The organism is Bradyrhizobium sp. LB13.1 (assembly GCF_054056815.1).
Genome location: NZ_JBSRYQ010000001.1, coordinates 6,003,986 through 6,023,914 on the forward strand (window position 1 = coordinate 6,003,986; position 19,929 = coordinate 6,023,914).

The following is a 19,929-nucleotide window of genomic DNA, read 5'->3' on the forward strand; positions in this document are numbered from 1 at the left end:
ACAATGCCTACCATTCAATTCCAGCTCAACGGCGCGGCCACGTCCGTGGATGCCGCTCCCGATCGGACGCTACTCGATGTGCTGCGCGGCCGGCTCGGCGTCACCAGTCCGCATTTCGGTTGCGGAGCCGGCGAGTGCGGCGCCTGCTATGTCATGGTCGGCGACCGCGCGATGGCCTCCTGCGACTTGCCGATGTGGTCGGTCGCGGACAAGGACATCGTCACGGTCGAGGGCCTCGGCACGGCAGAGCAACCGCACCCGCTGCAACGTGCCTTTATCGCCGAACAGGCGATGCAATGCGGCTATTGCGTCTCCGGGATCCTGATCAGCGCGGCGGCGTTGCTGAGGCGCAATCCGTCGCCGACGGAGGCGGAGGTCAAAGCGGCGCTGGATCACCATCTGTGCCGCTGCGGATCGCACAATCGCATGGTCCGCGCCGTACTGCGGGCGGCGTCGCAGATGGCGGCATCATGAGTACGGCGTCCCCTGTCCCGACACTGCCGGTCAGCCTTGCGGCCAATCCAAAGCTGTCCTCCTGGGTGAGGCTCATCGGCGAAGGCCGTATCGCGATCTCGCCCGGCAAGGTCGAGATCGGCCAAGGCATCGTCACGGCGCTGGCGCAGATCGCCGCCGACGAGCTCGACGTCGATATCATCAGGATCGAGATGATCCGTGCCTCCACAGCGACCAGCCCGAACGAGGGCGTCACCTCGGGCAGCCTCTCAATCCAGCAGTCCGGCCGCGCGCTGCGCCACGCCTGCGCCGAGGTGCGCCAGCGCTTCCTCGTCGCGGCATCGGAACGTCTCGGTGTCGATGCGTCGCTGCTCGAGATCGATGACGGCACGATCTCGGGCCCCGGCAATGTCAGGACCAGCTATTGGGAGCTTGCCGGTGACGTCTTGCTCGACCACGACGCCAATGCGGGCGTGACAACGAAGAACTTCGCCAAACGCGCTATCGCCGGACATTCGGTCCAGCGCGTCGATAATCCCGACAAGGTGTTCGCACGGCCGCGCTTCATCCATGACCATGCGCTGCCGGACCTGGTGCACGGACGCGTGTTGCGGCCGCACGTCTCGGGCGCCAATTTGATCGCGCTGGACGAAGCGGCCGCGCGCGCCGTTTCCGGCCCCGTCGCGATCGTCCGCGACGGCGGCTTTGCCGGCGTGGTTGCGGAGAGCGAGGCAGCGGCGGAAGCCGCGCTGAAAGCCTTGCGCAAGGGCGCGACATGGTCGGCCGGCGAACCGTTGCCCGATGAAAATGATCTGGCGGGCTTCCTGAAGAGCCAGCCGGTCGAGACTGATCTCATCGACACCAGGATAGCGGCAACGACAGGCAAGCCCACTCGGACTCTCCGCCGGCAATACACCCGCCCCTACATCGCGCATGCCTCGATCGCGCCTTCCTGCGCCATGGCACAATGGGCCGGCGACGATCGTGTCCACGTTTGGACGCACAGCCAGGGCGTTTACCTGCTGCGCGCCGATCTCGCGATCGTGCTCAAGCTGCCGGCCGAAAATATCGTCGTCGAGCACATGGAGGGCGCCGGCTGCTACGGGCACAATGCCGCCGACGACGTCGCGCTCGATGCCGTGCTGCTGGCGAAAGCGGCGGGCGGCCGTCCGGTGCGGGTGCAGTGGTCGCGCCACGACGAGATGGCCCACCCGCCGTTTGGCGCAGCGATGACGATCGAGGTCGAGGCTGATCTCGACGTGGACAACGAGATCGTCGGTTGGCGCCATGCGATCTGGAGCAACGGCCACGCGGCGCGACCGGGGCGCGCAGCCCAGCCCGCGCTGCTTGCCGCGACCGAGATTGCGAACCCCTGCCCGCGCATGATCTCGACCAACCCGCCCGCTGCCAACGGCGGCGGCGGCGATCGGAACTCCATTCCGCTCTACGACCTCCCGGCCTGGACGGTCACGAGCCACCGGCTGCTGACCATGCCGGTGCGGACCTCGGCGCTGCGGACACTCGGCGGACACGGCAATGTGTTCGCCATCGAGTCCCTGCTGGACGAGATCGCCGCCCTGCGCGGCGAGGACCCGATCGCGTTCCGCTTGCGTCGTCTGCGCGACGAGCGGGCGAAGGACGTCATCCGCGCCGCGGCACGACGCGCGCAGTGGAAACCGCAGAAGCAGTCCGGCACGGGGCCACGGCGTCGGCTTCGCCCGCTACAAGAACACAGGGGCCTATTGCGCCGCGATTGCCGAGATCGAAGGCACTGATGACATCCGCGTCAAGCGGCTGACGCTTGCGGTCGATGTCGGCGAGGCCGTCAATCCGGACGGTGTCATCAACCAGATCGAGGGTGGCGCGATCCAGGCGACAAGCTGGGCGCTGAAGGAACGCGTCCGCTTCGACCGGACGCGCATCACATCGACGTCATGGACCGACTATCCGATCCTGACCTTCAGCGAGGTGCCGGCGGTGGATGTCGAGATCATCCAGCGGCCGGAGATCGAGCCGGTCGGCGCCGGCGAGGCCGCCCACGGGCCGGTGACGGCGGCGATCGCGAATGCGGTCTACGATTGCCTCGGCGTGCGCGTGCGCGACCTTCCGATCACGCGCGACAAGATCATTGCAGCCATGGAGCTAGCATCGTGACGTCAGTGAACATTTTGAGCGGAGGTGCGGCGCAAGGCCTGGTACGCGGCCTCAGCGAGCCTTTCAAGGCGCAGACCGGCCTCGGTATCGACGGCGAGTTCGGCGCGGTCGGCATCATGGCCGACAAGCTGCGCGCGGGGACGGCGGCCGATCTCGTCATCCTGACGCAGGCGCTGCTTGCAAAGCTCGCGGTGGGGAAGTTCGTCATCCCCTCCTCCATCGCAGATGTCGGACGGGTCGAGACCGCGCTGGCGGTCCGCAGCCGCGATCCCAAGGTGACGGTGAAGACCGAGGCCGATTTGCGCGAGGTGCTGCGCAGCGCCGACGCAATCTACGTCCCGGATACCAGAGCCTCGACCGCGGGACAGCAGGTCGCAAAAGTCCTGGATCAGCTCGGCATCGCCTACGAGGTTGCTTCGCGCCTCAAGATCTTTCCCAACGGCGCGACCGCGATGCGGGAGCTTGCGTCGTCGACTGCGACGCGTCCGATCGGCTGCACCCAGGCGACCGAGATCATCGCGGCCGACGGCATCGCGCTATCAGGGGGCGCTGCCGCCGGGCTGCGAGCTCGTGACGATGTACACGGCCGGCGTGACCACGCGGGCCGCGCATCCGCAAGAAGCGGCCGCGCTGATCGCGCTGCTGACCGGCGCAGATCACAAGGAGCTGCGCCAGCGTGCAGGCTTCACCGGCTAGACAACCGCCCTATTTGTGCAGCTGGGTGAGGCCGGTCGGCGGCCCGTCGACCGCGGTCCAGCCGCCGTCGACGAACAGCGTGCTGCCGCTGACATAGCTTGCGGCGTCCGAGGCGAGATAGGCGACGGCGGTCGCGACCTCGTCGGCGCTGCTCCAGCGGTTGAACACGGTGTGGCCGGCATACAGATTGTAGATGTCGGGCCGCTGCTTGAACGGCCCGGTCAGCGCGGTCTCGGCGATGCTCGGCGCGATCGCATTGACGCGCACGCCGGAGCGTCCGACCTCGGAGGCAAACCCCTTCACCAGCAGGCCGATGGCCGCCTTGGTCGAGCCGTAGACGCCGAGGCCCGGCTCGATGGTCACCGCGCGCACCGAGGAGCAGGCGATGATGCTGCCGCCCTTCTGCTCGACCATGATGCGGCCGAACGCCTGGAAGAACCAGACCGTGCCTTTGATGTTGAGGTTGAGGACGCGGTCGAGATCCTCCTCGGTGTAGTCGAGGATGGTCTTGCGGATGTTGAGCCCGGGCGTCGTCACCGCAATGTCGAGCCGCGGAAATTTCTGCATCACGGTTTTAGCCAGCGCATTGACGTCCGCAGCGCTCGCGGCGTCACACGCAGCCGCCTCGGCCCAGCCGCCCTTGTCGCGAATGCCGGCGGCGGTCGCTTCGGCGGCATCAAGCGCGCGATCGGCGCAGACGACACGGGCGCCGAGCCCGGCCAGCGCCTCGGCTGACGATTTGCCGATGCCCGATGCGGCGCCGAGCACCACGGCGGTCTTGCCGGTGAGATCGAAGAGCTTGCGATAGTCAGTCACGAACGAATTCTCCTGTGTTGCTGCTATCCCTTGTAGCCCATCAGCAGGCGCGGCAGCCACAGCGAGAAGGCGGGGACGTAGGTCACGAACATCAGAGCTGCGATCAGGGCGGCGTAGAACGGCAGGATGGTGCGCATCACCGCGCCCACCGAGATGCCGCCGATGGCGCAGCCCACGAACTGCGTCGTTCCGACCGGCGGGGTGTTCAGTCCCAGGGCGCAGTTGATCAGCATCAGCATGCCGAACTGCACCGGATCCATGCCCGCCTTCATCGCGATCGGCAGGAAGATCGGCGTGCAGATCAGGATGGTCGCGGCCATGTCCATGAACGTGCCGAGCACGAACAGGATGACGTTGATGAGCAGGAAGATGACCCAGGGCTGCGTCGAGACCTTGCTCATCATGTCGCCGGCGAAGTCGGCCACCTCGTATAGTCCCATCAGATACTGGAACATGGTGGAGACGCCGATCAGCAGCAGCACCACGCCCGTCGTCTTCACCGCCTTGGCCGCGGCGCGCAGGAAGTTCGGCAAGGTCATGGTACGATAGATGAAGAACGTCAGCAGGATCGTGTAGGTGACCGCGACGGCCGCGGATTCGGTTGCCGTGAACACGCCCGACAGGATGCCTGAGAGGATGATGCCGACGATCAGAAGGCCAGGCAGAGCGGCCGCAAACGAGCGAAAAACCGCGGGCCAGCCCGGGAACTTGCCGGCCGGATAGCCTCGCTTCACCGCGACCCCGTAAGCGGCGGCCAGCATGCACACCATCAGCACGAGCGCCGGCAGCAGGCCGGCGGCGATCAGCGCGCCGATCGATACCTTGCCGCCGGCGGCGAGCGCATAGATGATCATGTTGTGACTGGTCGGCATCAGCGCTCCGACCAGCGAGGCATGGGTGGTGACGTTGACGGCGTAGTCGGTGTCGAAGCCTTCCTTTTTCATCATGGGGATCATCACGGCCCCCATTGCCGACACGTCGGCCACGGGCGAACCGGAGACGCCGCCGAACAGCGTGCAGGCGACCACGTTCGACATGCCGAGCCCGCCGCGGATGTGCCCGACGAGATTCTTGGCGAGCTGCACGATTTTGTCGGCGACGCCGCCATGCAGCATCAGCTCACCGCTGAAGACGAAGAACGGGATGGCGAGGAAGGAGAAGATGTTCATCCCCGACATCATCTGCTGGAAGATGACGGCGACCGGCAGGCCTTCGTAGAGGATGGTGCAAATCGCCGAGAGACCGATCGCGAAGGCAACGGGTACACCGATGACGAGAAAGCCGAAGAAAGTGGCGCCGAGAATGATCAATTCCATGAGGGGACGACCTCTTCGCCGCGCAGGAGAGCAATGATGTGCTCGATTGAAAAGGAAACGATCAAAACGCCGGAGGCGATCAGCGGCACGTAGCGGATGACCTCCGGCAGGCCGAGATTGGGGATCTTCACCGTTCCGACCGACGCCCCGAGGATCCAGCCGTTGTAGGCCATCGCAATGCCGAACACGGCCACCAGGACGTGGATCACGAGTTCGATCTTCTCACGCACTTGATCTGGAAGCATCACCAGCAAGCTGTCCATTCCGATGTGTCCGGCATCGCGTACGCCGACAGCGGCGCCGATCAGCGTGACATACAGGATCAGAACCAGCGCAAGGTTCTCCGTCCAGGTCGGGCTGGAATTCAGCACGTATCGTCCGAACACCTGGTAGAACACGATGGTGACGATAACGAGCAGTCCGGTCACAGACACATACATGCCCAGCCGAGCGACGACGGCGTTGATCCGCGACAGCAAGCCGGTCGACGGTCGTCCGGCGACTTCCTGCTCGTGGCTTGCGACGTGAGGGTCTGTCATCAGCTCTCCTTGCGGGGTCCGGTGTCGCCATGCGGCGACGCCGGACCGACGCTATGGTCTTACTTCGTGTCCTGGATCCGCTTGACGAGGCCCTTCAGCTTCTCGTCGCCGGCGAACTTGTCGTACACCGGCTTCATCGCATCGACGAATTCCGCCTTGTTGGCGATCGTCACGACCTGAACGCCGGCCGCCTCGACCGTCTTGCGGGACGCCTGCTCACGCTCGTCCCAGAGCTTGCGCATGACGGGCACCGATTCCTTGGCGGCCTTGCGGACCATCGCCTGATCTTCCTTGCTCAGCGTGTCCCAGACCGTCTTGGACATCACGAGAACTTCGGGCGCCAGGGAGTGCTCGGTGACGTTGTAGAACTTGGCGGCCTCGAAATGGCGCGAGGATTCGTAAGAGGGCCAGTTGTTCTCGGCAGCGTCCACCAGACCCGTCTTGAGCGCGGTATAGACCTCGCCATACGGCATCGGCGTCGGGTTGGCCCCGAGGCTCTGGATCATGCCGACCCACAGGTCGGATTGCTGGACGCGAATCTTCAGTCCCTTGAGGTCGGCGAGCGACTTGATCGGTGCCTTGACGGTGTAGATGGACCGGGCGCCGCTGTCATAATAGGCGAGGCCGATCAGGCCTGCGGGCGCCATAGCCGCCAGGATCTCGTCGCCGATCGGCCCGTCAAGGACCGTGCGCATGTGCTGCGTGTCCCGGAAGATGAAGGGCAGGCACAACGCGATGGTTTCCGGCACGAAGTTGTTCAAGGGCGATGCGTTGATCCGCATCATGTCGAGTGCGCCGATCTTGAGCTGCTCGATGGTGTCCTTCTCGGAGCCCAGGGCTCCGTTGGGAAACACCTTCACACCAAGCTTGCCGCCGCTCGCCGTCGCGAGCTGCTTGCCCATGAACTTGACGGCCTCGACGGTCGGATAATCAGCGGGATGGATGTCGGCGGAACGGAAATCGCGTGCGGTCGCCAAGGGGGCCGAGACCGCGAGCAGAGCGGCCGCAATGATGCCGGTGAGTGTCTTCATCTGGGCTTCCTCCTGAGGTGATTATATCGTTGGGCAGATGCTGTGGGCCGCCTTGGGTCGCTCCACTTCAGGTGTGAAGTCAAGCGCCATTGTCGTCCGTAGGGCGGGCGGCATTCTGAGTCCAAGCCAAATCCGGCATCGATCAATGCTAGAGTTGCATCGATGGATCAAGCGGGTTCGGAGAGGCAATCTGGGAATAGTCAGTTTTTTCCGAAACCATCTGGCCGTCTGCCGCGGGAAACGTTCACGCGCGTCGCTTGACGCCCCCGGTGCGGCCCCTCCAAGATGCTCCGAAACAAAACGGACCGTCCCGAGGAACGCTCATGCCGCGGAAGCTGATCGACATCTCCGTGCCGCTCAGAAACGACGTGACGGCCGATCCCCCGGGCAATCACCCGACGATCCAGTATATCGATCACCAGCAGGGCCTGCCGCGGATGCTGCAGTTCTTCGACGGCCTCAAGGCGCAAGACCTGCCGGACGGCCAGGGCTGGGCCGTCGAGCAAGTCTCGCTGTCGACCCATAACGGCACGCATCTCGATGCGCCCTGGCACTTCCATCCGACCATGAACCGCGGCGAGCGGTCGTGGACGATCGACGAGGTGCCGCTGGAATGGTGCTTTCAGCCCGGCGTGAAGCTCGACTTCCGGCATCTGCCCGACGGCTACGTAGCGAGCGCCGACGACGTCGAGAAGGAGTTGAGGCGGATCGGGCACACGCTATCGCCGCTGGAGATCGTCGTCGTCAACACCAGCGCCGGCGCCAAATTCGGCCGCGCCGACTACGTCAACTCCGGTTGTGGCATGGGCTATGAGGCCACCATGTATCTGCTCGAACGCGGCGTGCGGCTGACCGGCACCGACGGATGGAGCTGGGACGCGCCATTCGTCTATACCGCGCAGAAATATGCGGAAACAAAAGATGCCGGCCTGATCTGGGAAGGCCACAAGGCGGGACGGCACATCGGCTATTGCCATCTCGAGAAGCTGCACAATCTCGACCAGCTGCCCTCGACCGGGTTCACGGTGTCATGCTTTCCGGTGAAGATCGAGCGTGCCTCCGCAGGCTGGACCCGCGCAGTCGCGATCATCGACAGCTAGTTACCGTCGAGGCCGCTCTCGGCGAGTTCGCGCAAGGCATCAATGTCGCGCACGACGATGGCGCCGTGCTCGAGGCGAACCCAGTTGCGACCTGCCCAGACGCGCAATTGCTTGTTGATGCTCTCGCGCGTCATCCCCACCATCTCGCTGATCTCCTGCTGCGTGATGGTGAGCGTGCCGCTGCCGGAGTCGAGCTTGCGCTCCTCAGTGAGACCGAGCAGCGCGCTCGCGAGCCGACCCGGTAGATTTTGCAGGATCACCTGCTCGACCTGCTGACTGGTCCAGCGCAGACGCGCGCAGAGCAGCTCGATGAATTTCATCGCCAGCGCCGGCTGGCTCTTCACGAACGGCAGGAAGTCCCGGCGGTCGATGATGTAGAGCTCGCAGTTGGTGTTGGCGGTCGCGTCGGCCGACCTTGGCGCGCCGTCGAGCACGGCGATCTCGCCAAAGATTTCTCCAGGACCGATCAGGTTGAGAATGGCATTCCGCCCATCAGGCGACGAAGAGGAAATCTTCACTGTCCCGGCGATCACCGCGAACAAATTGTTTCCCGGATCGCCCTTGGCGGCGATCGTCGCACCGCGCTTCACCATGGTGTGCTTGGCGTAGCGGCAGAGCTGATCAAGCGCGTCCGGCTCCAGATCCGCGAAGATCGGGTGCTTGCGCAGGACCGATAGTTTGTTGCCCGCCGACTGTCGCGGGTCGCCGGTCTTGTCCTGAGGCACGCCGCGGGGCTCCTAAGACTGCAAGGCACTGAAGTTCCTGCGTAGTCAACGTTATCAGGCTTTTCAACCAGAAAGCACGCGCGGCAAATGCCGCGAAAATGCGGCGGTCGGGCCCCAAGTCGGCATCCGAAGGATGCGCCGATGCATTTGATAGATGCAGAGTTGCAGGTAACGCAATTCTTATTGCGTTGAGACGCTGCCGAACGCCCGGAGCTGGCCCGGGTGAGCATCGCGGATTTGGCGCGCCAGATCAGACGATGATCTCGCGAGAGTCGGCGAGAGCGTTGTGGACAGAAGGTCAGGCCGCGGCCAGAGCCTCGACGCCGGCCGTCGGGCAGCAGCTTGTACAGCCGCATGACGCCCTCGAGGAGATTGGAGAACGAGGCTGTGATGTCCTCCTCGGAGAACACGTCTCGCCGGAGGCAAAATGGACGGGGCGTCCGAGATGCTCAGAGTTTCAGCCTGACGTCGCAAATATCGGGCTCGGCGGGATCCGGCCTCACCTCGAAGCCGAGCTGGCGACACATCTCAAGCATCGTGGTGTTCTCCCTGAGAACATCACCGGAGATCGCTTTGAGCCCTTCCGACTTCGCGTAGTCGATGATCAGTTGCATCAGCGCCCAGCCCAGCCCCCTGCCCTTGAGATCGGACCGCAGCAGGATCGCGTATTCGCCGCTCTCGTAGATCGAGTCCGAATGGAGCCGGACCACGCCGACCATCTCGCCGGTCGCCTCGCCGAATGCGATAAATGCCATCGCGCGCGCATAGTCGAGCTGGGTCAGGCGCGCGATGAACTCGTGGGTGAACTCCTTCATCGGCGCGAAGAAACGCAGGCGAAGGTCGTGCGCCGTGACGTGACGCAGGAATTCGTGGATGGTCGGCTCGTCTTCGGGACGCAAGGGCCGCACGAAGATGCGCCAGCCGTCCTTGAGCTCGAGGCGGCGTTCCCATTGCGACGGATAGGCCCGAACGGCGAAGTTGGCAGGACCTGAGCCGGCAAACTTCCGTTGCGGCGGCCCGACCGCGACGCGGGCATCGACCGCGGTGATGCCGGTTTCATCTGCGAGCAGCGGATTGATGTCGAATTCGCGGATCTCGGGAATGTCGGCGGCCATCTGCGCCAGCTTGACCAGGACCATGGCGACGGCGTCGGGCTTCACCGCCGGCACGTCCCGGTAAGCGCGAAGCAGCCGTGACACGCGCGTGCGGTCGATCAGGTCGCGGGCCAGTTGCAGATCGAGCGGCGGCAGCGCAAGCGCCCTGTCGTTGATGATCTCGACCGCGATCCCGCCGCGGCCGAAGACAACGACGGTGCCGAAGGTGGGATCGTCGGCCAGGCCCAGGATCAGCTCGCGCGCCTTCGCCTTGACGACCATCGCCTGCACGATGACGCCCTCGATGCGAGCTTCGGGACGCAGCTTCCTTGCCCGAGCGATAATGTCGGTGGCAGCGGTGCGCACCGCCTCGGGCACGGTCAGATTGAGCACGACGCCGCCAACATCGGATTTGTGGACGATGTCGCGCGACATGATTTTCAGCACGACGGTGGCGCCTTGCGCGAAGATGACTTTCGCGTGGGCTACCGCCTGCTCGACATCAGTGGCGGCATAGGTCGGAACCATTGCGATGTCATAAGCCTCCAGCAGAAGCTTGATCTCGACGGGTTCGAGCCATTCGCGACCGTCGGCGATCGCAGACGTAACAATCTGCCTGGCAGCCTGGGCGTCAGGCACGAACGTATCGGGCATCGCCGGAGGAACCTGGCTCAGCTCCTCCACGACTTCGCGATGCCTCACGAGGTACATGAAGCCGCGTACCGCGTCGTCTTCGGTCGGATAGTTCGGAATGCCGGCGCCAGACAGTGTTTCGATGATGTTCTGGTCTGCTCCGATCCATGAGGCGAGCACGGGCTTGGCCCAACTGCGGTGCTTCTGGCGATATGCCTTGACGCGTTCGGTCACCATCGTTGCGATATCGGCAGCCGAGGCGATCGCGGTCTGCACATTGAGGACCAGGACAGCGTCATTGCCGGAATCGGCGAGCAGCACCTCCAGCGCCGCCGCATAGCGCGACGCATCGGCGTCGCCGACGATGTCGACGGGATTAGCGCCGGACCAGGTCGGCGGCAGCGCGTCATCGAGCTTCTTGCGGGCGTCCGCCGAGATGGCCGCCGGAATGCCGCCGAGCTCGACCAATCGGTCAATGGCGAGGACGCCGATCCCGCCGCCATTGGTCAGGATGGCGAGGCGCTTTCCGGCCGGGGATTCAACGCGGCCGAGCGTCTCGGCGCAATCGAACAGCTCGCGCAGATCGGAGACCCGCAGGACGCCCGCGCGGCGGAACGCCGCGTCATGGACCGCGTCGGCGCCCGCGAGCGCACCGGTGTGGGTGGCGGCCGCCCTCGCGCCCTGCGCCATGCGGCCGGATTTGACCACGACGACCGGCTTCACGCGCGCCGCGGCGCGCGCTGCCGACATGAACTTGCGCGCGTCCTTGATGGCCTCGATATAGAGCAGGATCGCACGAGTCTTGTGATCCATCGCGAAATGGTCGAGCAGATCGGCAATATCGACGTCGATCTGATCGCCGATCGAGACGATGCCGGAGAAGCCGACGCCGCGCTGCGCGGCCCAATCGACCATGCCGGCCGCGATGGCACCCGATTGCGAAATCAGCGCGAGATTTCCCGCCCCCGGCATGTGCGCGGCAAAACTCGCATTGAGGCTCACGCCGGGCATCATGATGCCGAGGCAGTTCGGCCCGATCAGCCGCATGCCGTATTTGCGGGCCGCCGCGATTGCGGCCTCGTGCAGGGAGCCCGGTTCGTGACCGAGCCCGGCCGAGACGATCAGCGCGCCCGCCGAGCCGCGCCGGCCGGCTTGATCGATAATGTCGGGAACCGCGCGCGCCGGCGCGGTGATGACCACGAGCTCAGGCACGAACGGCAGTTTGTCGAGGCTGCCCACCGCCGCGACGCCGCCGATCTCGGCATGTCGCGGATTGACGAGGCCGAACTGCCCCGTGAATTCAGCCTTCTGAATATTCTCCAGAATGGCGCGTCCAACGGAGACCGGGCGGGCGCTCGCACCGACGAGCGCAACGGAACGCGGCGACAGCAGGTTCTTCAGACGATAAGTTGACATGAAAGCAAATGCGCCCGGTCGGTGGCGGTTCCGATGGTTGACGATCAGGCCAATGAACTGGCTACCGTCTAGTACGAGATCATAACCCAGCACGGTGGCTCGCCAATGACGGTCTTTGTCACACCGCCCCAAACGATCTCGTTCAGGCGCGAATGATGGTAAGCACCCATCACGATCGCATCGATGGCATGGGAATTCGCCCAACTTCCCAGCACCTTGCCGATCGAGCTGCCGCTGCCCGTCGTGGTTTCGAACGAGGCGTAGACCCCGTGTTCCCTCAAGTGGTCGACCAGAGCCGTCCCGGATTGCACGATCCGGTCGGACTTGTCGTCCGCCACGGTCACCACGCGGACCGAGGCAACTGCCTGAAGGATAGTCAGCGCGTCGCCGACCGCTCGCGCCGCACGCGCGGAGTGATCCCAGGCGATCATGACGTTCTCGAATTCCGGTCGCAGCTCGTTCACATGCTGCTCCGGGCAGAGCAGCACTGGCCGCCCGGATTCGAACAGGAGCGTCTCGATGATGTGCTCGGTTCGGCTGTCGTGCGGCTTCACGGGGACCAGCGTGAGATCGCTGAAACGCGCGTGCTCGGCCAGGATTGACGCGATCTGGTCTGCCGGCACCTTGGCCGATCGGCTTTGAGCGCGAATGTTGGCGCGGGAGGTCGCATGGCTGAACGCATTCAGGAGCTGCCGCATGTCGCCGGCTTCGCGCAACCCTTTTGCCTCGGCGGCATCGGAATCGTCTGGCAGCATCACCTTCGGCCGCACGAAAACATCGTCTTCGAGTGCCAGAGCGGTGATCCTGGCGCCGAGGTCGGCGGCAACGGCAACGCATTTCTCGATCGCAGCAAGGGCCGGCTCGCGCGGCTGGCCGACGAGCGGCAGAAAGACGTCCTTGATGGGCATCGGGATTCTCCTTTGGCCGCCAGATTAGGCTCGGCTTCGTCGGGACGCTTGATCCTCCTCAAGCCCGGGGAACTCCGCCAGCCTGGACAGGCGTTGACCGAGGCCAAGGACTGGCCGCGATCTCCTCCTAAGGGTTAACCTGTCGCGAGGTGGACTGCCTTTCGATGCATGTGGAAGTGTCAACTGGAATGACAGAGGATTCTGCGACCCAGGACCGGATCTTTGCGGCGCTCACCGATTCTGCCGCGCATCCAGGCGTGAGGCGGATCGATACGCACGCAGCTTCGGTTTTTCTCGAAGGCAGGCGCGCACTGAAAATCAAGCGCGCCGTGCAGTTTCCGTTCCTCGATTATTCGACTCTCGAGAAGCGCAAGGCGGCGTGCGAGGAGGAGCTCAGGATCAACCGGCCGCAGGCGCCGCAGATCTATCATCGGGTCGTGGCGATCACGGAAGAGCCCGACGGATCGGTGAAGGTCGACGGCCCCGGCCGGCCGATCGAGTATGCGGTCGAGATGTCGCGCTTCGACGAGAGCCGGACGCTGGACCATCTGGCCAAGGCCGGTCCGCTGGATGCTAATTTTGCCTCGGCTGTCGCCGACGCCATCGTAGCTTCGCATGCCGCGGCGATCCCCGCCGACCGCGAGGCATGGGTTTCCTCCATCCCCGGCCTGATCGACGGCAACAGCAATGGCCTGCGGACCGGCTTCGAAGCCGGAGAGATTGCACGGCTCGGTACAGCCTCGCTCGCGATGTTCAGGGGCCTCCGGCCGCTGCTCATAGAGCGCGGCCGTCAGGGCTTCGTGCGCCGCTGCCACGGCGACCTGCATCTTGCGAACATCGTGTCGATCGACAAAAAGCCGGTGCTGTTCGACGCCATCGAGTTTGACGCCCAGATCGCAACCATTGACGTGCTCTACGATCTCGCATTCACGCTGATGGACCTGCTGCGCCATGATCAACGATACGCCGCCAACATCGTGCTGAACCGTTATCTCGCCGCGACGCCGCCCGAAAATCTCGACGCGCTCTCCGCATTGCCGCTGTTCATGTCCGTCCGGGCGGCGATCCGCGCCCAGGTGGCCCGGGCACGGCTGAAGCCGTCACATTCTAGTAATCCCGGCATCGTGGACGACGCACGGCGCTATTTTGGCCTCGCCCGGGCGCTGATCCACCCTCCCGCTCCCCGGCTGATCGCGGTCGGCGGACTGTCAGGCACCGGCAAGACGATTTTGGCACGTGCGCTCGCGCCGGTGGTTACGCCGCAGCCGGGGGCCGTCGTTCTGCGCAGCGACGTCGTCCGCAAGCAGATGTTCGGGGTCGAGGAGACCCACAAGCTGCCGGCATCCGCATACACGCCGGAGGTTACAGCCCGCGTTTACGACATGTTGGCTCAGCACGCCCGGCGGGTGCTGGCGCAAGGCCATTCGGCGATCATCGACAGCGTATTCGCCCGCGAGGACGAACGAGACGTGGTCGCCGCACTGGCACGCGAGCGCAACGTGCCGCTGAGCGGCCTATTTTTGGTTGCGGACCTCGCGACCCGGCAGGCGCGGATCGGAGGCCGCCGGGGCGACGCATCCGACGCCACGCAAGAGGTTGCCGCGCTGCAAGAGCACTATAATATCGGCCATGTCGGTTGGGCGACCATCGATGCATCCGGGACGCAAGAGCAGACGCTCCAGAACTGCCGGGACGCGATCGCCGCAAGTAAGGCAATCTGCAGATAAGGCAATCTGTTTGACGCGGGTAAGGATGGCGCGACCCAGCACGAGTTCGACGGCGGCCGCGCGCGCCAAGCCTGCGGCGAAGCGCAACGCCCTGCCCGGCCGGCTCAGCCCCGGCATGGTCTGCGATACGGCCTTCCGGATCATTGCCCGCCGTCACCTCGACGCCGTTCTTGCCCAGCATGACGGCACCTGCCGCGGCGATCCAGAGGCGCTGCACCAGATCCGAATCGCACTGACGCATCTACGCACCGCCATCCGCTTCTTCTCGCCGATGGTGGATGACGCCCTGCGCCCGCAGGTCTGGACCGAACTGAAATGGCTGAACAGCCAACTCGGCATGGTGCGGGACCTCGACGTGGCGATCGAGCGGGTCATCGCCGAGAGCGGCGGCGAGTTGACCGTGATTGCCGAACTTCAGCACTGGGACGAGAAGCGCGCCGAGAGCCATCGTCTGCTGGCGCGTGCGCTGCAATCCGCGCGATATCGCCGTCTCGTCGAGCAGACCTCTAGCTGGATCGAGAGCGGCCCCTGGTCGACCCGGCGCAGCAAGGAGGCCATCCGGTTGCGCCGCTGCTCGCTTGCCGACCACGCGACGGCGCAACTCACGGAGTGGGAAACGACGCTGCTCAAGAAGGCGCGCAAGCTCCGCAAGCTCAACGTCGAGGAACGGCACAGGCTGCGGCTTCTCAACAAGCGGCTGACCTATTCGATCGAGTCGCTGGAGGACCTGTTCGCCGACGACTCGTTGACGAAGCAGAAGTCGATCCTCAAGCAATTGCGCAAGGCGCAAAAGTCGCTGGGACAGTTGAACGACGATGCGCGAGGGCAGACCTTGGCCGCGTCATTGAACGAGGTCGTCCCAGAGGCGGGCATTCGCTTCCTCAGCCGCAAGCGGGAAAAGAAGCTGTTGCGGACCGCCTCGGACGCCTACCGGAAACTGGACAAGGCCAAGCCGTTCCGCTCCGCCGACATTGCGCCGAATGCGGAGCCTGAGGATTAGGTGATCTCGCCAAGGCGAGCTGAAACCGGGCACGGCTCAGCGCGGAATGACGGCGGTGGCCTCGATTTCGACGCGCGCCGCCTTCTCGACGAGGCGGACCACCTGAACCAGCGCCATCGCCGGATAGTGCGCGCCGAAGATGGTGCGGTAGGCCTTGCCGAGCTCTTTGAGGTTCGTCAGGTACTCGTCCATGTCGACGACGTACCAGGTCAGCCGAACCAAATGCTCGGGCTGCGCACCGGCCTCAGCAAGGATCGCGGCGATGTTGCCCAGGGTTTGGCGCACCTGCGCGACAAAACCCTCCGCGAGACGTTCCTCGGCATCCCAGCCGATCACGCCGCCAGTGACGACGATGCGTCCCTCGGCGGCCATGCCGTTGGCATAGCCTTTCGGTACCGGCCAACCAGACGGCTGAAGTACCTGCGCCTTGGAGCGGGTTTCGTCCTCGGCTGCTGTCGGCAGCACCGCGAGGTGCGGGCCTTTCGGCGTCGTCACGGACAATTCTCTATCCTTCTCATTCCGCCGCGACGCCAGAGGTCGTCACTGCGGCTTGCGCCAGTTGCCGCAGGGCGAAGCGTTTTAACTTGCCAGTCTCGGTCTTCGGTAGCTGCGTCACGAACTCGATCGCGCGCGGATATTTGTATGGCGCGATCTCGCGCTTGACATGCTCCTGCAACGCGGTGACCAGCTGAGCGTCGGGCGTCACGCCAGGCGCGGCAATGACATAGGCCTTCACGATCATGCCGCGCGCCTCGTCCGGCGCACCGACGACCCCGCACTCGACGACGGAGGGATGCGTGAGCAGCGCCGCCTCGACGTCCGTGCCTGCGATGTTGTAGCCGGCCGACACGATCATGTCGTCCGAGCGCGACTGGTACCAGAAATAGCCGTCGCTATCCATCAGGTAGGTGTCGCCCGTGATGTTCCAGCCGTTCTGGACGTATTTGCGCTGCCGCTCGTCGGCGAGATAGCGGCAGCCGGTCGGCCCGCGTACCGCGAGCTGTCCTATCGTGCCGGGCGGTAAATCATTGCCGGAATCGTCGACGATCTTGGCTTCATAACCCGGCACGGGCTTACCCGTCGCACCCGGGCGGATCTCGTCCTCGGTAGCGCTGATGAAGATGTGCAGCAGCTCGGTCGAACCGATGCCGTCCATCAGCTTGATGCCGGTCGCCTTCAGCCAGGCGTCGAATGTCGGCTTGGGCAGCGTCTCGCCGGCGGACACGCATTTGCGGAGCGAGGAAATGTCGCGGCCCGAGAGCTTGCCGATCATCGCCCGGTACGCGGTCGGCGCGGTGAAGCAGACCGTGGTCTTGTGCTGCTCGATGGCGTTCAGAATGTCGTCGGGCGCCGTCTTCTCCAGAACGACGAAGGAGGCGCCGATGTGCATCGGAAACAGCACGCCACCGAAGCCAAACGTGAAGGCGAGCGGTGCCGAGCCGACGAAGCGATCCTTCTGCTCCGCACGCAAGATGTTGCGCGCATAACCATCGCAGACCGCCAGCATGTCGCGGTGGAAATGCATGGTGCCTTTGGGATCGCCGGTCGTGCCCGACGTGAAGGCGATCAGGCAGATGTCGTCGGAGGCAGTATCGACAGCTCTGAACTCCGGGCTCGCCTCCGCCATCAGCGCCTCGAGCGAGTCGCCGGCGCCGTTGCCCCAATAGACCACGTGCCTGAGGCCGGGTGCTGCGGCTTTCGCCTTCTCCATTTCCTCGGCGAGTTTTCCATCGCAGAGCGCCAGTGTGATCTCCGCCTTCTGGATCGGATAGGACAGCTCCTTGGCGCGGAGCAATGGCATGGTCGCGACGACGATGCCGCCAGCCTTGATCACCGCGAGGTAGGTCGCAACCATCATCGGATTGTTGGCCGAGCGCAGCAGCACGCGTTCGCCGGTCACAAGACCAAGCCTGCCGACCAGTACATTGGCGATGCGGTTCACGAGCTCTTGCAACTCGCGATAGGTGTAGCTGCCAGCGGGGCTGATGACGCAAGGGGCGTCGCCATGTCCCTGCTCGACCCAGCGGTCGAGGAAATAGCTGACGCTGTTCAAGCGGGGCGGATATTGCAGCTCGGGACGCGAGAAAATGAATTCGGGCAAAAACTCTCGCGGCGGCAGATGCTGCCGTGCGAACGCATCGACATGGGCCGTTGCGGCGTTGCCGTCATGCGAGCCCGAGACTTGAACCTTGGCGGCGTTGGCCATCGCACGCTCCTTTCGGCATGGAAAGCACCCGGCAGCACTAACTTGAAAACATTTTATGCTTAAAACAATTTGGTGCAATAGCGGATTTTGGGCATCCTGTGCCTTTTCCGGCGGCAAAATGGGATTAGTGGGGCGTCAGCCCGCGGACCTAGGTCCGGCGACGACCGGCTGATTTCTGCGCCGATGCCTTGGTCTTGGCAAGGAGCCGCATCAATTCGCGTACATCCTTCGGCGTCAGATCGGCGAACAAATCGGCGATCCAGGTCTCGTGTTCCGCGGCCATTTTGCGAAACTCGCCGCGACCGAGTTTCGTGAGGCGGATCACCTGAACGCGGCGGTCCGTCTCGGAAGTGCGGCGGTCGAGATGACCGGATTCCACGAGGCGTTCGACGAGGCCGGTCACGTTGCCGTTCGACACCATCATGCGCTTGGAGACGTCGGACAGCGTCATGCCGTCAGGCGCCTTGTCGAGCTGCGCCATCAGGTCGAAACGGGGCAATGTGACGTCGAAGCGCTGCCGCAACCGGCCACGGACCTCGCCCTCGATCAGGGTCGTGCAGGTCAAGAGCCGCAGCCATAGCCGAAGCTCTTCGGCGTGATCCTCCGGAGTTTCGACGGCCTTGGTCTCGGAATCGAGCATGTTGATGCAGTCACTCACGGCCGGCATTGGCGCGGGCACGGATTCCCCAACGTTTTGAGCTTCAAATAAATCGAAGCCGGCTGCAAGCCTAAAGCCGCAACAATCGACCGCACGCTGATTTCTTTAGGCTTCAAATAATTGGCGCGCCGCTTGCATGCGCGGCGGCGCGCAGCATGACGACGCCTTGAGCTCGCTTGCCGCGGCAGCAATCATCGGCCTAAACTTGGATTGAAGTAGCGGCTTGCAGCGCAAGACCGTCGTCACGGGGGACTGATCATGAAGACGCAGATGACCTTGGCCGCAGCCGCGTTGCTGCTTGGCACCGCGAGCCCTTCCCTCGCCCAGGAGAAGATCAAGCTGGGTGTAATCGTGACCCTCTCGGGGCCTGCTGCCGCGCTCGGCCAACAGGTTCGCGACGGCTTTGCGCTCGGGATGAAGGATCTCGGCGGCAAGATGGGCGGCCGCGATGTCGAGGTCATCGTGGTCGACGACGAATTGAAGCCGGACGCAGCGGTCACCAAGGTCAAGGGCCTTCTGGAACGCGACAAGGTCGACTTCGTGGTCGGCCCGATCTTTTCCAACATCCTCCAGGCGATCCACCGGCCCGTCACCGAATCGAAAACCTTCCTGATCAGCCCCAACGCCGGCCCATCTACTTTTGCCGGCAAGGACTGCAATCCGTTCTTTTATGTAACCTCGTACCAGAACGATCAGGTGCACGAGATCCTCGGCAAGGTCGCGCAGGATCGCGGCTACAAGCGCATGTATCTGATGGTGCCGAACTATCAGGCCGGCAAGGACTCGGTCGCCGGCTTCAAGCTCGACTACAAGGGTGAGATCGTCGAGGAATCCTACATGCCGCTCAACACGCTGGACTTCCAGCCGGAGCTTTCCAAGATTTCATCGCAGAAGCCCGATGCTCTTTTCACGTTCATGCCGGGCGGCCTCGGCGTCAATCTCGTCAAGCAATACAAGCAGGCAGGCCTCGCCGACAGCATTCCGGTGCTCTCGGCTTTCACGGTGGATGAATCGACCTTGCCGGCGCAGCAGGACGCCGCGGTCGGCATGTTCGGCGGCGCGAACTGGGCTCCAAATCTCGACAATCCCCAGAGCAAGAAGTTCGTTGCCGCCTACGAGGCCGCCTACTACAGCGTGCCAGGCACCTACGCCTTCCAGGCGTACGATGCTGCGATGCTGATCGACAGCGCCGTCAAAGCCGTGAAGGGAGATCTCTCGAACAAGGATGCAGTTGGGGCCGCGCTGAAAAAGGCCGACTTCACCTCACTGCGCGGCGCCTTCAAGTTCAACACCAACGGCTATCCAATCCAGGATTTCTACCTGACCAAGGTCGCCAAGCGCGCGGACGGCAAGTTCCAGACCGAGATCGTCCAGAAGGTTTTTGAGAATTACGGCGACCGTTACGCCAAGGACTGCAAGGCGGCGAACTAAGCCGCATCGCGTTATGGGAGGATCAC

General features: G+C 64.2%; 15 protein-coding genes and 3 pseudogenes. 7 read left to right on the plus strand and 11 right to left on the minus strand.

The genetic code is table 11. The features are described 5' to 3' along the window. The first annotated feature begins 3 nt into the window (after nt 1-3). From ACVWYI_RS29135 to ACVWYI_RS29145, 3 genes and pseudogenes are all read left to right on the plus strand, one after another. Nucleotides 4-474 carry a (2Fe-2S)-binding protein gene (locus ACVWYI_RS29135; protein ID WP_456663853.1) on the plus strand — a complete coding sequence of 157 codons (471 nt, stop codon included), beginning with the start codon at nt 4-6 and terminating at the stop codon, nt 472-474. Continuing rightward, a pseudogene (locus ACVWYI_RS29140) lies at nt 471-2,607 on the plus strand (molybdopterin cofactor-binding domain-containing protein). The gene ACVWYI_RS29135 and the pseudogene ACVWYI_RS29140 overlap by 4 nt, the downstream one beginning before the upstream one ends. Continuing rightward, a pseudogene (locus ACVWYI_RS29145) lies at nt 2,604-3,303 on the plus strand (molybdate ABC transporter substrate-binding protein). Before ACVWYI_RS29140 ends, ACVWYI_RS29145 begins: the two co-directional pseudogenes overlap by 4 nt. 9 nt (nt 3,304-3,312) lie before the next feature. Here ACVWYI_RS29145 and ACVWYI_RS29150 read toward each other — a convergent pair. The 4 genes from ACVWYI_RS29150 to ACVWYI_RS29165 are packed head-to-tail and all read right to left on the minus strand — an operon-like array spanning nt 3,313 to nt 7,005. Continuing rightward, nucleotides 3,313-4,119 (minus strand): SDR family NAD(P)-dependent oxidoreductase, encoded by an 807-nt coding sequence (locus ACVWYI_RS29150; protein WP_247350739.1) that lies wholly within the window; start codon nt 4,117-4,119, stop codon nt 3,313-3,315. 23 nt (nt 4,120-4,142) lie between these two features. After that, complete coding sequence (locus ACVWYI_RS29155; RefSeq protein WP_247350737.1) at nt 4,143-5,435, minus strand: TRAP transporter large permease; 1,293 nt, start codon at nt 5,433-5,435, stop codon at nt 4,143-4,145. Next, nucleotides 5,426-5,974: a TRAP transporter small permease gene (locus ACVWYI_RS29160; protein ID WP_247443767.1), complete on the minus strand. Its 549-nt coding sequence runs from the start codon at nt 5,972-5,974 to the stop codon at nt 5,426-5,428. The genes ACVWYI_RS29155 and ACVWYI_RS29160 overlap by 10 nt, the downstream gene beginning before the upstream one ends. 59 nt (nt 5,975-6,033) lie before the next feature. Beyond that, complete coding sequence (locus ACVWYI_RS29165; protein ID WP_247350733.1) at nt 6,034-7,005, minus strand: TRAP transporter substrate-binding protein; 972 nt, start codon at nt 7,003-7,005, stop codon at nt 6,034-6,036. A 323-nt stretch (nt 7,006-7,328) separates the two neighbouring features. On the opposite strand from ACVWYI_RS29165, the gene ACVWYI_RS29170 reads away from it, so the two are divergent. Then, the gene (locus ACVWYI_RS29170; protein WP_456663854.1) at nt 7,329-8,105 is read left to right on the plus strand and encodes a cyclase family protein; all 777 of its coding nucleotides are present in this window, start codon (nt 7,329-7,331) and stop codon (nt 8,103-8,105) included. Here the strand turns inward: ACVWYI_RS29170 and ACVWYI_RS29175 are convergent. From ACVWYI_RS29175 to ACVWYI_RS29190, 4 genes and pseudogenes are all read right to left on the minus strand, one after another. Next, on the minus strand, nt 8,102-8,830 hold the full coding sequence (locus tag ACVWYI_RS29175; protein WP_456663855.1) for a Crp/Fnr family transcriptional regulator: 729 nt from the start codon (nt 8,828-8,830) through the stop codon (nt 8,102-8,104). The genes ACVWYI_RS29170 and ACVWYI_RS29175 overlap by 4 nt on opposite strands. Nucleotides 8,831-9,129: 299 nt before the next feature. Beyond that, nucleotides 9,130-9,281, minus strand: a pseudogene (locus tag ACVWYI_RS29180) (Crp/Fnr family transcriptional regulator); the annotation flags it as partial. Beyond that, on the minus strand, nt 9,280-11,973 hold the full coding sequence (locus tag ACVWYI_RS29185; protein ID WP_456663856.1) for a bifunctional acetate--CoA ligase family protein/GNAT family N-acetyltransferase: 2,694 nt from the start codon (nt 11,971-11,973) through the stop codon (nt 9,280-9,282). The pseudogene ACVWYI_RS29180 and the gene ACVWYI_RS29185, both read right to left, overlap by 2 nt. 68 nt (nt 11,974-12,041) lie before the next feature. Continuing rightward, the gene (locus ACVWYI_RS29190) at nt 12,042-12,881 is read right to left on the minus strand and encodes a universal stress protein (protein ID WP_456663857.1); all 840 of its coding nucleotides are present in this window, start codon (nt 12,879-12,881) and stop codon (nt 12,042-12,044) included. Between the two features lie 188 nt (nt 12,882-13,069). Here ACVWYI_RS29190 and ACVWYI_RS29195 point away from each other — a divergent pair, with 188 nt between their 5' ends. Together ACVWYI_RS29195 and ACVWYI_RS29200 are read left to right on the plus strand one after the other, a co-directional pair. Beyond that, the gene (locus tag ACVWYI_RS29195) at nt 13,070-14,608 is read left to right on the plus strand and encodes a bifunctional aminoglycoside phosphotransferase/ATP-binding protein (RefSeq protein WP_456663858.1); all 1,539 of its coding nucleotides are present in this window, start codon (nt 13,070-13,072) and stop codon (nt 14,606-14,608) included. A 25-nt stretch (nt 14,609-14,633) separates the two neighbouring features. After that, a complete protein-coding gene (locus ACVWYI_RS29200; protein ID WP_456663859.1) occupies nt 14,634-15,608 on the plus strand; it encodes a CHAD domain-containing protein in 975 nt (324 codons plus the stop codon). Nucleotides 15,609-15,644: 36 nt separating this feature from the next. Here the strand turns inward: ACVWYI_RS29200 and ACVWYI_RS29205 are convergent, their stop codons facing one another. The 3 genes from ACVWYI_RS29205 to ACVWYI_RS29215 all read right to left on the minus strand — a co-directional run bounded on the left by ACVWYI_RS29205 (nt 15,645) and on the right by ACVWYI_RS29215 (nt 18,481). Next, complete coding sequence (locus ACVWYI_RS29205; RefSeq protein WP_456663860.1) at nt 15,645-16,103, minus strand: RidA family protein; 459 nt, start codon at nt 16,101-16,103, stop codon at nt 15,645-15,647. 19 nt (nt 16,104-16,122) lie between these two features. Next, entirely contained in the window at nt 16,123-17,814 is a 1,692-nt protein-coding gene (locus tag ACVWYI_RS29210; protein WP_456663861.1) for a benzoate-CoA ligase family protein, read from the minus strand. 148 nt (nt 17,815-17,962) lie between these two features. Further along, entirely contained in the window at nt 17,963-18,481 is a 519-nt protein-coding gene (locus ACVWYI_RS29215; protein WP_247350722.1) for a MarR family winged helix-turn-helix transcriptional regulator, read from the minus strand. A gap of 249 nt (nt 18,482-18,730) precedes the next feature. On the opposite strand from ACVWYI_RS29215, the gene ACVWYI_RS29220 reads away from it, so the two are divergent. Beyond that, nucleotides 18,731-19,903 carry an ABC transporter substrate-binding protein gene (locus ACVWYI_RS29220; RefSeq protein ID WP_456663862.1) on the plus strand — a complete coding sequence of 391 codons (1,173 nt, stop codon included), beginning with the start codon at nt 18,731-18,733 and terminating at the stop codon, nt 19,901-19,903. The last annotated feature ends 26 nt before the right edge of the window (nt 19,904-19,929 follow it).

What these genes read in the sequence shown, in the direction of transcription:
- ACVWYI_RS29155 (WP_247350737.1), bottom strand. Translation starts at nt 5,435, where the DNA reads ATGGAATTGATCATTCTCGGCGCCACTTTCTTCGGCTTTCTCGTCATC.
- ACVWYI_RS29165 (WP_247350733.1), bottom strand. Translation starts at nt 7,005, where the DNA reads ATGAAGACACTCACCGGCATCATTGCGGCCGCTCTGCTCGCGGTCTCG.
- ACVWYI_RS29195 (WP_456663858.1), top strand. Translation starts at nt 13,070, where the DNA reads ATGACAGAGGATTCTGCGACCCAGGACCGGATCTTTGCGGCGCTCACC.
- ACVWYI_RS29160 (WP_247443767.1), bottom strand. Translation starts at nt 5,974, where the DNA reads ATGACAGACCCTCACGTCGCAAGCCACGAGCAGGAAGTCGCCGGACGA.
- ACVWYI_RS29210 (WP_456663861.1), bottom strand. Translation starts at nt 17,814, where the DNA reads ATGGCCAACGCCGCCAAGGTTCAAGTCTCGGGCTCGCATGACGGCAAC.
- ACVWYI_RS29190 (WP_456663857.1), bottom strand. Translation starts at nt 12,881, where the DNA reads ATGCCCATCAAGGACGTCTTTCTGCCGCTCGTCGGCCAGCCGCGCGAG.
- ACVWYI_RS29135 (WP_456663853.1), top strand. Translation starts at nt 4, where the DNA reads ATGCCTACCATTCAATTCCAGCTCAACGGCGCGGCCACGTCCGTGGAT.
- ACVWYI_RS29200 (WP_456663859.1), top strand. Translation starts at nt 14,634, where the DNA reads ATGGCGCGACCCAGCACGAGTTCGACGGCGGCCGCGCGCGCCAAGCCT.
- ACVWYI_RS29170 (WP_456663854.1), top strand. Translation starts at nt 7,329, where the DNA reads ATGCCGCGGAAGCTGATCGACATCTCCGTGCCGCTCAGAAACGACGTG.
- ACVWYI_RS29215 (WP_247350722.1), bottom strand. Translation starts at nt 18,481, where the DNA reads ATGCCGGCCGTGAGTGACTGCATCAACATGCTCGATTCCGAGACCAAG.
- ACVWYI_RS29185 (WP_456663856.1), bottom strand. Translation starts at nt 11,973, where the DNA reads ATGTCAACTTATCGTCTGAAGAACCTGCTGTCGCCGCGTTCCGTTGCG.
- ACVWYI_RS29220 (WP_456663862.1), top strand. Translation starts at nt 18,731, where the DNA reads ATGAAGACGCAGATGACCTTGGCCGCAGCCGCGTTGCTGCTTGGCACC.